General features: G+C 55.6%; 12 protein-coding genes and 1 tRNA gene. 5 read left to right on the top strand and 8 right to left on the bottom strand.

Annotated elements, in window-relative coordinates; translation table 11 throughout:
• Window positions 1-33: 33 nt before the first annotated feature.
• The 3 genes from ACAW75_RS21105 to ACAW75_RS21115 form a co-directional block, all read right to left on the bottom strand.
• Window positions 34-735 carry an APC family permease gene (locus tag ACAW75_RS21105; protein ID WP_370730739.1) on the bottom strand — a complete coding sequence of 234 codons (702 nt, stop codon included), beginning with the start codon at window positions 733-735 and terminating at the stop codon, window positions 34-36.
• A complete protein-coding gene (locus tag ACAW75_RS21110) occupies window positions 618-1301 on the bottom strand; it encodes an amino acid permease (RefSeq protein WP_370730740.1) in 684 nt (227 codons plus the stop codon). The genes ACAW75_RS21105 and ACAW75_RS21110 overlap by 118 nt, the downstream gene beginning before the upstream one ends.
• Before the next feature lie 174 nt (window positions 1302-1475).
• Window positions 1476-3089 (bottom strand): endo-1,4-beta-xylanase, encoded by a 1614-nt coding sequence (locus ACAW75_RS21115; protein WP_370730741.1) that lies wholly within the window; start codon window positions 3087-3089, stop codon window positions 1476-1478.
• Window positions 3090-3367: 278 nt separating this feature from the next.
• Here ACAW75_RS21115 and ACAW75_RS21120 point away from each other — a divergent pair, with 278 nt between their 5' ends.
• Together ACAW75_RS21120 and eutC are read left to right on the top strand one after the other, a co-directional pair.
• Window positions 3368-4741, top strand: a complete 1374-nt coding sequence (locus tag ACAW75_RS21120) for an ethanolamine ammonia-lyase subunit EutB (protein WP_370730742.1) — start codon at window positions 3368-3370, stop codon at window positions 4739-4741.
• A 95-nt stretch (window positions 4742-4836) separates the two neighbouring features.
• Entirely contained in the window at window positions 4837-5580 is a 744-nt protein-coding gene (gene eutC / locus ACAW75_RS21125) for an ethanolamine ammonia-lyase subunit EutC (protein ID WP_370730743.1), read from the top strand.
• 109 nt (window positions 5581-5689) lie between these two features.
• Here the strand turns inward: eutC and ACAW75_RS21130 are convergent, their stop codons facing one another.
• The 4 genes from ACAW75_RS21130 to ACAW75_RS21145 form a co-directional block, all read right to left on the bottom strand.
• On the bottom strand, window positions 5690-5992 hold the full coding sequence (locus tag ACAW75_RS21130) for a hypothetical protein (protein ID WP_370730744.1): 303 nt from the start codon (window positions 5990-5992) through the stop codon (window positions 5690-5692).
• Window positions 5993-6013: 21 nt separating this feature from the next.
• On the bottom strand, window positions 6014-7378 hold the full coding sequence (locus tag ACAW75_RS21135) for a WGR domain-containing protein (RefSeq protein ID WP_370730745.1): 1365 nt from the start codon (window positions 7376-7378) through the stop codon (window positions 6014-6016).
• Window positions 7379-7494: 116 nt separating this feature from the next.
• Window positions 7495-7971 (bottom strand): pPIWI_RE_Z domain-containing protein, encoded by a 477-nt coding sequence (locus tag ACAW75_RS21140; RefSeq protein ID WP_370730746.1) that lies wholly within the window; start codon window positions 7969-7971, stop codon window positions 7495-7497.
• A 35-nt stretch (window positions 7972-8006) separates the two neighbouring features.
• On the bottom strand, window positions 8007-8450 hold the full coding sequence (locus ACAW75_RS21145; RefSeq protein ID WP_370730747.1) for a pPIWI_RE_Z domain-containing protein: 444 nt from the start codon (window positions 8448-8450) through the stop codon (window positions 8007-8009).
• A gap of 258 nt (window positions 8451-8708) precedes the next feature.
• Between ACAW75_RS21145 and ACAW75_RS21150 the strand changes: the two genes are divergently transcribed.
• From ACAW75_RS21150 to ACAW75_RS21160, 3 genes are all read left to right on the top strand, one after another.
• On the top strand, window positions 8709-9728 hold the full coding sequence (locus ACAW75_RS21150) for a helix-turn-helix transcriptional regulator (RefSeq protein WP_370730748.1): 1020 nt from the start codon (window positions 8709-8711) through the stop codon (window positions 9726-9728).
• A gap of 171 nt (window positions 9729-9899) precedes the next feature.
• The gene (locus ACAW75_RS21155) at window positions 9900-11309 is read left to right on the top strand and encodes an MBL fold metallo-hydrolase (RefSeq protein ID WP_370730749.1); all 1410 of its coding nucleotides are present in this window, start codon (window positions 9900-9902) and stop codon (window positions 11307-11309) included.
• 230 nt (window positions 11310-11539) lie between these two features.
• Window positions 11540-11626, top strand: a tRNA-Leu gene (locus tag ACAW75_RS21160).
• Between the two features lie 29 nt (window positions 11627-11655).
• Here the strand turns inward: ACAW75_RS21160 and ACAW75_RS21165 are convergent.
• A complete protein-coding gene (locus ACAW75_RS21165) occupies window positions 11656-12573 on the bottom strand; it encodes a Kelch repeat-containing protein (RefSeq protein WP_370730750.1) in 918 nt (305 codons plus the stop codon).
• Between the last annotated feature and the right edge of the window lie 163 nt (window positions 12574-12736).

Consider the following 12736-nt stretch of genomic DNA (forward strand, 5'->3'; position numbering starts at 1 on the left):
AGCAACAGAAGACTGTAAACAGTAAACAGTAAACTAAAGACGCCTTGGTCTGATCCAGTACGTTGCGCCACCCACCGCCACAAGGGCCAGCCCGATCAGACTTTCGCGGGGACGGTCGGTCAGGATGAAGCCCAGCACAAACAGGCTGAACGCGATGTAGGCCCATTGCAGCCACGGCCGCAGTGGGCTCGGAAAATCAGTGGGCTGGCGTGGGGTACGTAATAGACTGGCCACGGCCAACGTACCCATCAGTTGCAGTACAAACGAGGTGCAGAGCAAGACCTGTTCCAACGTACCTGAGAACAGCAGCAGTAGCGTGATGACCACCTGCAGCCAGATGGCCCGCACTGGAATTTGTTGCGCCGATTGCTTCCCGAAAAACTGCCAGAGCGGAAAATCCTGCGCCATGCGCTGCGTTACCCGTCCGCCTATCCAGACATACGAACTCATGGTAGCGATCAGCTGAAAGGCAATGCCTGCACTGATCCACCGTCCGCCCGACGTACCCAGCACATTCGCCAGCGAAATAACGGCTACGTCGACCTGACCCTGTAATTGGTTAACACGGGCAAATTGGAGCAACACCAGCTGTAAGCTGACATAAATAATCGCTACGCCTAACGTACCCAGCAACAGCGCACGCGGCAGGTTTCGGCGGGGGTCCCGAATTTCGGCCACGATGTACGCCGCCGCATTCCAGCCGGTGTAGGCGTAGGTAACGTAGAGCAGCGACACGGCGAAGGGCGACGTAAATACCTCGGTCTGGTAACTGGCATCCCACCGCAGTGCATTACCGGGAATGGCTGAAAGACCACACCAATAGCCAGAATAGCCGCGATAAACGCCATCTTTACCAGTGTAGTCGCGTTTTGAAATAAACTGCTATGGCGCAGACTAAATGAATGTAACAGCCCCATCAACAGCACCAGCACGACCGTAAATGCCCGCATGTTGGGAACGGTAAACGGAGCGAGGTACGACTCCATGGCTTTTCCGGCAATGGCAACTGGCGCCGCAAATCCGCCAACGAGCGACACCCAGGCCGACAGGTAGCCCAGGAAAGGATGCAACCCTTTGGTGATGAACACATAATCGCCCCCGTTTTCGTGGGCGTAGTGCGTACCCAGTTCAGCGAACGTAAAGGCACCAATCAGGGCCAGCAGGCCGCCGAGAACCCACAGCAGCACAATCGACCAGGTGTTTTGCACCACGGCCAGCTGAAAGCCCAGGCTGGTGAACACACCCGTACCCACCATATTCGAGATAACTAACGCACAGGCTGTTCGCCAGGAAATCTTCATCAGGATAAGGGACGGCGGTCCGACGTGTTGGCCTTACAAGAATACTAGTCTTTTGTTGTTATTGGTCGTCATCAGGTGGTCAGCACGCAGAACGGTCATAGAGTAGCCTCGCCTGATTAGTTTCTGATTCATCAGGCAAGGCTACTCTATGACCGTTCTGCGTGCTGTTCCTGCTTACAGTCCCGACTTTAAGGCACTCAGCACGGCCTGATAGGCTTTCTTTTTCGTACCGGCCGGATTGAAAAGAAGGGGGTAATCGGCTCCATTTCTGTACCGCCAGCTCTGGTCGTCCAACAGGCCCCAGATGGTTACGCCATAACGCTGCGCCTTGGGCACATTCCGCATGTACGACGTGATGACATAACTGTACATCTCTGCCTGCGTGGTTTCCAGGGCATCGGTAAGTGTTAAACTGGTTGCACTCGTCGTATTAACGCCTATATCCAGTTCAGAAACGTGAACCAGCAAGCCCGTAGCCGCCAGCTTCCTGAAATGCGTATCGATCTGATCTTTATTGGTGTTGATGCTGATATGCATCTGCGTACCAATGCCATCCACTTTGGCCCCCTTCCCTCTGATTTCTGCCACGTAAGCGATCAGGGAATCCAACTTGGCCGTCGACGATTCGAGGTTGTACTCGTTGATAAACAACTTAGCGGTTGGATCAGCCTGAGCCGCGTAGGTGAATGCTTTGACGCCAAAATCACGACCCAGGTACGCACTCCACACAAAGATGTCGTTGGCGGTAGCATTGGCCGTGTTCGTGTTGTTTCGGATAGCCCCGGCCGGCCCATCGGCGAACATTTCGTTGATGACATCCCAGCCCCGCACTTTCCCTTTGAAATGCCCGGCAATCTGTTGAATGTTGTTTTTAAGCAGGCTATCCACTTTTGCGTAATTGTTGGTGGGGCCGCCCGCCGTGACTAATTCGTTGACGCTTACATCATCGATGTAGTACGTATTGCTCGCACGGCCCATATCGAACACAATGCGGGTTTGCGCTTCATTGGCCGTGATCGGCCAGGTTACCTGCTGCCAGGCGGTGCCGATGGGCTGATCGGCCTGGTACAAGGCAGACGGCTGGGTAGAGAGCCGTATAGAACCGTTTGCGGCGGCGGCTTTCACCCAATAACTAACCTGATATTGTTTGCCTACCGTCAGCGGAATAGGGGCGGTAGTCACCTGCACGCGCCACTGCTCTGTTGCGTAAGCAGTAGGGTTCACCACTTTCATGGATCGGGTGCCGGTGCGCACCTCCGCCGTGCCTGAACCTACCGTTATGCTGGCCGTACCGGCCGGATTGCCCGAATTCAGCGTGGTGTAATTGGTAAAGCTGGTTGCATCGCCACTCTCGAAGCCGGGGTTCGGAGCCAGGTTGACGCTACTGGGAGTGGCCGCACTTAAAACGCTTCTATAATAGGTACCCTGTGCCTGTGAGTGCCAGGCTAACACGTGGCCGTGCACCTGAATGTTGGCCGCCTGTGCAGCAGCCACCATGGCATCGGCAGTGGTGAAGTTAAACCCGCCAGCGCTATTCACCAGGGAGCTGTTCTTCATCTCGTTTTCAAACGTGATGCCGTTAAACTCGTTCCTGATGACAGTAGACGAGGTGGCGTTGGTAATAAAAGCCCCATTACTACCCGCCACCGCGATAGGAAAGGTAGCCGCCGCTTTTAGCGTTACGGCTTCCGGCACAGGCGTGGGTGTGGTCCCCCCATCATCGGTCCCTTTTTTACAGGCCGCTGTAGTGGCTATCAGCACGACAAGGCCCCAAATACTTTTTTTCATAACGAAAGGTTTTAGTTTTACTAGTAGCAGTTTAACCGATTGAAAGCAGACTACTTTGATTTTTTATACGAATTAGCCGAATAATGTAATAAGTAGTTTAAAATGGTCACTTTGCTGTACTGGCGCTATCCGGGCGCGTTGGTAAGCGTGGCGATCCGTTACTGATCTCGAGGGGGCGGCCAGAAAAGATACCCGCATCTTCAGGCTGGTTGTTTTAACTTAAGTGCGTTTAATCGGCCTGTCAAAAACAGGGTTCCAACCATTTGTAACCGAACTGCATGTATCGCCACACCATCGGGCAACGTACCTACACCTTTGCTGACCTGAAAACGCTGCTGGCGCGGGCGTCGCCGCGGCGGTCGGGCGATGAACTGGCTGGCCTGGTAGCGGCATCGGCCGAAGAGCGGGTGGCGGCACAAATGACCCTGGCCGATCTGCCGCTGGCCCAATTCCTCAACGAAGCCGTGATTCCTTATGAACAGGATGAAGTAACCCGCCTGATTATCGACACCCACGATACCGACGCCTTTGTGCCGGTTAGTCACCTCACCGTCGGCGGGTTGCGCGATCACCTGCTGGCAGCGCAACCCGCCCAGCTGACGAGCCTGCACCGTGGCCTGACGCCCGAGATGGTAGCGGCCGTGTCGAAACTGATGCGGAACCAGGATCTGATCAGCGTAGCGCGAAACTGCCCTATCGTGACCCGGTTCCGAAATACGCTCGGCGGCCCCGGCCGCTTTCATACACGCCTGCAACCCAACCACCCCACCGACGATCTGCGCGGCATTACGGCCAGCCTCATCGACGGCCTCTGCTACGGATCGGGCGACGCGGTGATTGGCGTAAATCCGGCTACCGACAACGTACCTGCCACGATCAACTTGCTCCGTATGCTCGATCAGGTGCGTGAACGGCTGGCCATTCCTACCCAAACCTGCGTGCTGAGCCACCTGACCACCACCATCCGGGCCATTGAGCAGGGTGCTCCGGTCGATCTGGCGTTTCAGAGCATTGGCGGTACTGAAGCCGTAAACCGGTCGTTTGGCGTCGATCTGGCTCTGTTGCGCGAAGGCCATGAAGCCACGCTGGCATTGAGCCGGGGCACCGTGGGGCAAAACGTGATGTATTTTGAAACGGGGCAGGGTAGTGCCCTATCGGCCAATGCGCATCAGGGCATGGACCAGCAAACCTGCGAAGTGCGGGCCTACGCTGTAGCGCGGGCGTTTGATCCGCTGCTGGTCAACTCGGTAGTTGGGTTCATCGGTCCCGAATACCTCTATGATGGCAAACAGATCATTCGGGCGGGGCTGGAAGATCATTTCTGCGGCAAACTGCTTGGCCTGCCCATGGGCGTCGACGTTTGCTACACGAACCACGCCGAAGCCGACCAGGACGATATGGATACGCTCCTGACCCTGCTTGGCGTGGCTGGCGTCACCTTCGTCATGGGCCTTCCTGGTGCCGACGATGTGATGCTGCATTACCAGAGCACCAGCTTCCACGATGCGCAGTATGTTCGGCAGGTGCTGGGTGTGAAACCCGCCCCGGAATTTGAGGCGTGGCTCGAAAAAATGGGCTTGATCAACAAAAAAGGCCAGTTACTCCCCGTCCGTTCAGGAAATCCATTGCTGGATATGGCAGGGGTAGGGTAATTTCTTATGCTTCGCGAACCGGTCTAGTCGAAAGGACCGCACGCGAAGCAATACATTTCAGCGAAAAGCAATCCATAACACAACCACTAACCCATATGCAAACCGACCCCTGGGATTTTTTGCAAACCTATACCGCCGCCCGTATTGCGCGGGGTCGGGCCGGGCACAGCCTGCCAACCCGTGCGCTGCTCGCTTTTCAACTCGACCATGCCCGCGCGCGCGATGCGGTATATTCGACACTGGAAACAGGGCGGCTTCTGGCCGACATCGATCGCATTCAGCCCCGGCCGTTGTTGCTCCAAAGCCAGGCTACTGATCGACAAACGTACCTGCAACGCCCCGACCAGGGTCGCCGCCTCGACGCTGATTCGTGGCTTCGGCTAAAGACCCTGAACACACGACCCGCTGACCTGTCTATTGTGGTGGCCGATGGGCTGTCGGCCACGGCGATCAACACGCACGTGGTGCCTTTGCTGGCGCAACTGGTACCCGCGTTGGTGGCGCAGGGCTGGTCGCTGACACCCATTTGCCTGGTGCAGCAGGGCCGCGTAGCCATTGCCGATGAAGTGGCCCAGGCTCTGAAGGCAAGCGTCACCCTGATACTGATCGGTGAGCGCCCCGGCTTAACCTCCCCCGACAGTATGGGCGCGTACCTCACCTACGCGCCCCGACCCGGCCTGACAGATGAATCCCGCAACTGTGTCTCCAACATCCGCCCGGAAGGTATGCCTTACGAGTTTGCGACGCAAAAGCTACTGTACCTGCTCACCGAGATGAAAACCCGCAAACTCTCCGGCGTTCAGCTGAAAGATGAGATGGGTGGCCTTATCGAGAATTAAACACAGAAGAGAAGACATAACAGGGCTTTCTCATAAGATATAGCCAGTAAAATAGCTTCGCGCTACGTGCCCTTCGACCGCAGCGCGAAGCTATTTTACCGGCTATATCTTAACTGAGGGCAGGTCCGCTGCTACGGTGTGATGCAACGCGGTCGATGGTGCTACCACCCGACAGAGGCAAACCCATGAAGCTCGGGAAACAATACACCCGAAACGTACCGTTGTCGTTGATGGTCCAGCGTTCGCGGGTAGCGATACGAAACAGCCACGACGATACTTCAGATTGGCCCGCCCGGAAACCCCGGTCGCGGAGATATAGCTTAACGTTCAAGGTGGTGGTGCTTCCTTCGGCCAGCATCAATAGCGTAGCAGCCATGCGTACAGACTGCCGGTTCAGTGGTTTCAGTTTCATGATTCTCAGTGGTTTAGGTTGTTACAGTTTCACGCGGACCAGATACCGGATTGTGTTCTGATCCTGATTGTAGACAATGAATTCGTTCTTTAACAGGCTCTTACCGCGCTGGGCATACACGGAGTCGAGGGTCGGGTCGCGCTTAGCCAACACATCGCCCGTCAGGGTATAATGCCAGCCCGCATGTTCGCTCACCACAAACTGCTTGCCAACATGCACTTCGTAGATGGCCAAATACGCCTCGCGTTGCCGACCACCGGCCCAGACTGAGCCGCTTAGTGAGGTGTAGTTGAGCGATTTGCTGAACTGATCGGCGAAGTAGATGCCGTAGCCAAACATTTTTCCGGTGATCACCGCGTTGGTCGGACGAAGCACCAACCCACTTTTCAAAATAGAGAGCCAGTTCTCCGAGCGACTCCCGTGCCAGAGCAGTTGCGTCTTCGGGGTTTTAGCCGCCGCCACGTGTTTCGCGAAAGCAGCCTGTGTATGAGTCTGTTGCACGGCAAATGCGGCATCGAACTTGGCGGCATCATCGCCCATCATCCGCTTGATCAGCGTCAGTACCCGGTTGTCTGTAACGGGGTCTATGGTCAGACCCAGCGAGTCGAGCAGCGAAGGTGGGGCTTGCTCGGGACTGTTGGCATCAGGCGTTGGCTGGTTCAGCTCAACCTGACTCCGCATGACATCGAGTGTGTCCTGTTCAGCGGCGAGCCGGTCGCGGAGGGTCTGTAAGTCGCCGGATGTCTGTGGAGTTTGTGGGACAAGATGCTGGCTTACCTTCCCCATTTTTCGTGGAATTGTCTTGAACAGACTGAGTAACCTGTCATTATACCGGCTCACATCCAGACCCGTGTCGATCAGCGTAGCCAGTTCATTGAGCAATTGCTGTGCCGTGTCAACCTGCTGTTTGGTCACCTGCTGCGCCGATACCACGTAGTTCTGGAAGATCGATTGATTGGCGTACTCCATCAGTTTGGCCATCAGGGCGCGTACCTGGGCGTTCTCAATGGTGTCGGTGCTGGTCGTAGCGGGTTTGTCGGCGTACAAATGCGTCTGATCAACGTAGCCTTTCGCTACTTTCTCGCGAAATTTTTTGTCCCACTGATCCATTGGGTACGTTGCTGTACTGACCGAACCACCCACCCGGCCGTAGCTGACGGTGAACGTACCTGAGGCGGTTTCGTGCATTTCGTAATACTTGTTGTTGTTGGCCGCCGTCACCATGATCAGCTTTACCGTACGCAAAGCCGGTGCTGTTGAATCGGTTGTTGATAAGGGCGCGGGTGCGGCTGTCGACGTAGTCGTCAAAACAGGGGCCGTAACGGTTTGAAGCGCCGCCGCCGGATTGGCCGCGCGAGTGATATGTTGGATGAATTGGGAGAGCATAAAGAAGGGGTTTTACCCCACCCGGACGCGGGACCGCCCCGGCCCCTCCGCGATGGCGGACCACCCTTAAACAAGGGGAGGGGCTAGGGCGGTCCCGCGTCCGGGTGGGGTCTTTTCTAAATCATGGCCCGCCAGAACAGGGTCAGGCGTTCGCGCTGGGTGTAGCTGCCCGCGCTGGCGTTTTCACTTTCCGAGATACTGCCATACTGGCTCAGGCTATACATACGGGCCTGGGCAGGTAACGACGCATACTTGACCAGCGCCTGAAACCACGTAGCCCGGTCCTGATAGGGAGCCAGCAACGTGCGCCCACGACTCAATAGCCGGTGTTGCTTGGGCGACCAAACCGGCCGACGCAGGTAGATCAGTCCGTTGCCCGACAACAGATCGGGCAGGGCTTCAGGTGGTGCGTCGGGCAGGAGTTCGGTAAGCAGAAAAAGTCCTAATTCAATATTTAAAAGGCGATTAGCCGATTGGCCCGCCAGGTTGTACTGATGCTTCAGGCGCGTAGCCAGGGGTTCCTGCCAGCTGAAACGCGTACCCGGGGTGGGCAGCGAAGGCAGTGGGTTGGAAGCCAGAGTGGAAGCCGTCATGTTCATGTTCGTTGTTGTTGTTCGAGCAAGGAGCCTTACGCCAGTAATTGGCGAAGGGTAAAGACGCGGTTGCGGAAAAAACCAACCGACTTCTGGTGGAAGTGGCTGCGGTCGTTACTAATGTCGAAGGCCTGCATCTGGTCAGTCAGGCGGCTGTATCGGTCAAGCAGGTCGTTCCAGAGCGTGCTTTGCTGAAAGGGGCGCAGCATGGCGCGGCCCCGGTTCAGGCATCGGCGCTGTTTGGCGGTCCAGTTGGCGCCGTAAGCAACGGTGTTGTCGTTGAGCAGGGCTGGTAGATGGTCGGGAGAGGCCGTGGGCATGAGTTGACTCAGGAGCACGAGCCCCAGTTCAACATCAAACAGCTGACGGGCCGACAGCTGGCCGGATCGGCTGGCCCGTAGTCTGGGTGCGGCAACTGGCGAGCTGGCCAGGGCGGCGGGGTAAATTGCGTTCGGTTGCGGACGTTGCGTAAGGTTCATGGTTATCGTTTCTGTATGTCCGATACAAATATTTACCTGGCAAGACGTAATCTTTTTACGTTGATCTTTTTTTTTAGAATTATTTTTCTGGAGCTTTACCCCACCCGAACGCGGGACCGCCCCGGCCCCTCTCCTTGACCAAGGAGCCGCCGCTCCAGCGTAGCCTTGCTGCTTAGCGAAGCTGCTGTAGTGCTGCTCCCCCTCTCCTTGGTTTAAGGAGAGGGGGCCGGGGGGTGAGGTAAACCCCCAAATCCATATATGCCCATCACCCGCTCTGCTTTTCAACGCTACCGCCTGATCGACGAGGTCATTAGCCGGTATCCGCGCCAGTATTCCAAAGAACGCCTGTTCGAGTTATGTCAGGAGACCTGCGGTATCCGGTCAATCTCGTCGCTGGAAAAAGACATTCAGCGCCTGCGCGAAGACCATGACGCGCCCATCGCCTACGATAAGCGGGCGAACGGCTATTACTACACCAACCCGCAATTCAGGCTGCTAAAGCTGATGCTCACGCCCGACGATATGGAGGCGCTCGACTACGCCCGCGAGGTGCTGGCCGCCACCCAGGGTGCTTCCGTAGCCGATGAGCTGACCAGCGCGTTGCAGAAAGTGCGGCAGAGCCTCGATATCATCCGCGAGGTGAAGCCCGGCGACGGCCCCGAAGGTATTGGCAGGCGGGTTGTTTATGTGGAGGAAAAGATTCTGGGTGGAAACCGGCAGTACGTACCTGTGCTGATTCGGGCGGTGAACCAGAACCGGCAGATCATGTTCCGATACACCAAACACGAACCTACCGAGCCCGGAACCGTTCCTGTACTGCGCACACTGCACCCCATTCTACTCCGCGAAGTGTGGGATAGCTGGTACGTCATTGGCTATGATGAACGTACCCGGAAAGAGCGCACCTTCGCCCTCGACCGCATGAGTGACCTTTCCATTCTCGATGAGCCCTGCTACGTACCTGAGGAAATCCTGACCAACGTCAGCGAACTGTTCGAACATATCTACGGCATCACGGACAGCAGCGGACCCGTCGAAGAGATTCGGCTATCCTTCAGTCCGTTGTTTGGGCGGTATGTGAAAGCGAAACCCATTCACCAAACCCAGGAAGTCATTTCTGATACCGACACCGAATGCGTGGTAAAACTCAGGCTGGCCCCCAACCGCGACCTGCTCATGCACCTGCGCTCCTACGGCGAACACCTGCGCGTACTGGCCCCCACCAGTCTTGCCGACGCCATGGTGTCGTCACTGAAAGCCACGCTGGCCCAATACTGATGTGAGCGTAGTACCCCTAAATCCCCTGAAGGGGACTTTGCTTCGCTAACCCACCATTCGTTAATAAGCAGTGCAAAGTCCCCTTCAGGGGATTTAGGGGTAAATCTGAAGAAAGCAACTATCTCAACCCAATTCGTACCTTGCCTGTCTGACTTTCCAAACACCCTTTCAATGACGATTCAATTTATGGGGGCCGCCCGCACCGTGACGGGCAGTAAACACCTCATCACTACCGCCGACGGCTTCAAAATCCTTCTCGATTGCGGTCTCTTCCAGGGCATCAACACCGACGAACTCAATCAGGAGTTTCACTTCAACCCCGCCGACGTCGACGTACTGATTCTGTCGCACGCGCATATCGATCATACGGGACTGGTGCCACGCCTGGTTCGTCAAGGGTTCAAAGGGCCAATCCTCTGCACCCCTGCTACGCTCGATCTGTGCCAGATCATGCTCATGGATAGCGCCCGGATTCAGGTGAAAGACCTCGAGCGGGTGAACAAACGCCGCCGTAACCGGAACGAAGCGGAATTGGAGGTGCTGTATGAAGAAGACGATGTGAAGCAGGCCCTCAGCCAGATGCAGGCCGTCGAATACGGCAAACGAACGTACCTGAACCCGACCGCCAGTTTCCTTTACACCGACACCGGCCACCTGCTGGGCAGCGCAGCCATTAGCCTGACCCTGAGCGAAATGGGTGCCGATGGAAAGAAGGTCGATAAAAAACTGTTTTTCAGCGGTGATATCGGTCGCCCCGACGACAAGATCCTGCGTACGTTCGAGACCTTCCCCCAGGCCGATTATATCCTCTGCGAGTCGACCTACGGCGATAAAGTGCACGAAAATGAGCCTGACATGAAAGCGCACTTACTGCGCATCGTGGAGGAAACCTGCGTACAGAAAAAAGGTAAACTCCTGATCCCCGCCTTCGCCGTTGACCGCACCCAGGAGTTGATCTATGCCCTCGACCAACTGGCCAGCGAAGGCAAACTGCCCACTCTGCCCGTTTATATTGACTCACCGATGTCGGTGAGCGCTACCACCGTGATGCGCCACCACGAAGAGGATTTCAACCCGGAGATTCTGGCTTATATCAAAAAAGACGGCGATGCCTTCGACTTCCCAAACCTTCACTACATCTCCGACGTGGAGCAGTCGAAAGCCATCAATGACCGACCGGGGCCGTGCATCATCATCGCGCCGTCGGGCATGGCCGAAGCAGGACGGATCAAGCACCACATCAAGAACAACATCGAAGACCCCAGCACCACGATCCTGTTTGTGGGCTACGCGTCGCCCAACAGCCTGGGTGGGGTATTAAAGCGGGGCGATAAGCAGGTAAACATCTTCGGCGAACGCTACGACGTCAACGCTACGATCGAGATCATGGATTCGCTCTCGGCCCACGGCGATTCGGTGGAAATGCTCCAGTTTTTAAGTTGCCAGAACCCCGCTGCGGTAAAAACGCTGTTCCTCGTTCACGGCGACTACGACACGCAGCAAGTCTGGCGCGAAAAGCTCCTCGCCGCTGGTTTCCCCAACGTCGCCATCCCCGACATGTACGAGAAAGTGGAGTTGTAGCTGCGGGAGGGTTTAGATGCAAATTTGTTAACGCACAGCGGGCAGGCCATCGTGCCTGCCCGCTCTTGGACACACAGTAGCCGCCTATTACGCCATTCTGCCTTCAGTGCGAAAAAGGCCTGCGAGCCCCAGCCCCACTCTTTTTTTTGCAATAACGCTTGCAAAACGCACAGGTCGCCCCTTATCTTTGCAGTCCCAACAAGGGAAAGCGAACCTGTACCGGTTCAACCGCCGAAGTGGTGAAATTGGTAGACACGCACGTTTCAGGGGCGTGTGTCTTTACGGACATGCGAGTTCGAGTCTCGCCTTCGGCACCAGCCTGCAAATCATTGATTTGCAGGCTTTTTTATTTTGTTGACACCACCAGTTCAGTCACGACGGGGATGTTTGCCGTGTTCTTACCGCTTACGAATAGCTTTTGCCCATTCGAGAAGAGGTTACCGTAGGCGGGTAAACCAGTGAACGTAATAGGATTTGCCGCCCAAACATCATTGGCTATATCGTAGACGTAGACCGACTGGCCCTGTAGCAGATAGAGGTAATCACCCAAAACTGCTGAGAAAGCATTGCCATAATTACTGGATACCTCGACGGGAATGTCTTTCAGGGCTGTCCAGGCATTGGCTGACGTTGAGAAATAGGCCATCTTCTGCTTGGCCCCCTGGCCGCCCAGCACGTAGATTTTGTCTTTATAAACAGCCATTTCGCTGCTGGTGGTGGCATACAGGTAATTGGGCACCGTGAACCACCGATCCTGACCGATGGAATAATATTTAAACAGGGTGCTGGGTGTACGGCCACCCACGAAATACAGGTTACCACTGTAATAAACCACGCCCGCTTCACCAGCATTATCTCTTGCCGTAGTCGGGTACGTTATGGTTGCCCATGTATTCGTCGAAGCGGTGTACTTGGTGGCATCGTTGGCAATGTAGAAGATGTTGGTGCCATCGCTGACCAGATGGCTGCTGTACCCACACCCACATACGTTGGCCGATTTAGCCAACGCCGACGAGAACGCATTGGCCGTTAGATCATACCGGACAAAAAACTGGGCCTTTGCCGTGTTCGACCAGTTGCCGAAGTAAATGGCGTTTCCTACCAGAACCGATTGGATTGGGTAAGCGCCTGCGTCGTAGGTAGTTATAGGCACATTTAAGGCGTTGGCTGTTAACGTGACATCATTTACCGTTTTCAATGATGTATCCGTTTTTTTACAACTCGCAGCAAATACGAAGAACAGGCAGACCAGAACAGGTTTCATAATTGAGTCGATCGATAAGCGGTGTGTCTTAATCCATTGAGGATCAAATTTCCAGCTTTCGCTCAAGCAGAAGTAGCGTATAACTACTGAAAAGAGGCCGTGAAATCACGTAAACAGCTATTGGTCAAGCGGTTTGTTGTATTTCCAGGCTTGTTCTGGCACC

This window comes from Fibrella arboris, from assembly GCF_041321095.1.
GTDB lineage: Bacteria > Bacteroidota > Bacteroidia > Cytophagales > Spirosomataceae > Fibrella > Fibrella arboris.

Coding starts and splice junctions, on each gene's coding strand:
- ACAW75_RS21110 (WP_370730740.1), bottom strand. CDS start 1,301: ATGAAGATTTCCTGGCGAACAGCCTGTGCGTTAGTTATCTCGAATATG.
- ACAW75_RS21115 (WP_370730741.1), bottom strand. CDS start 3,089: ATGAAAAAAAGTATTTGGGGCCTTGTCGTGCTGATAGCCACTACAGCG.
- ACAW75_RS21120 (WP_370730742.1), top strand. CDS start 3,368: ATGTATCGCCACACCATCGGGCAACGTACCTACACCTTTGCTGACCTG.
- eutC (WP_370730743.1), top strand. CDS start 4,837: ATGCAAACCGACCCCTGGGATTTTTTGCAAACCTATACCGCCGCCCGT.
- ACAW75_RS21130 (WP_370730744.1), bottom strand. CDS start 5,992: ATGAAACTGAAACCACTGAACCGGCAGTCTGTACGCATGGCTGCTACG.
- ACAW75_RS21135 (WP_370730745.1), bottom strand. CDS start 7,378: ATGCTCTCCCAATTCATCCAACATATCACTCGCGCGGCCAATCCGGCG.
- ACAW75_RS21140 (WP_370730746.1), bottom strand. CDS start 7,971: ATGACGGCTTCCACTCTGGCTTCCAACCCACTGCCTTCGCTGCCCACC.
- ACAW75_RS21145 (WP_370730747.1), bottom strand. CDS start 8,450: ATGAACCTTACGCAACGTCCGCAACCGAACGCAATTTACCCCGCCGCC.
- ACAW75_RS21150 (WP_370730748.1), top strand. CDS start 8,709: ATGCCCATCACCCGCTCTGCTTTTCAACGCTACCGCCTGATCGACGAG.
- ACAW75_RS21155 (WP_370730749.1), top strand. CDS start 9,900: ATGACGATTCAATTTATGGGGGCCGCCCGCACCGTGACGGGCAGTAAA.
- ACAW75_RS21165 (WP_370730750.1), bottom strand. CDS start 12,573: ATGAAACCTGTTCTGGTCTGCCTGTTCTTCGTATTTGCTGCGAGTTGT.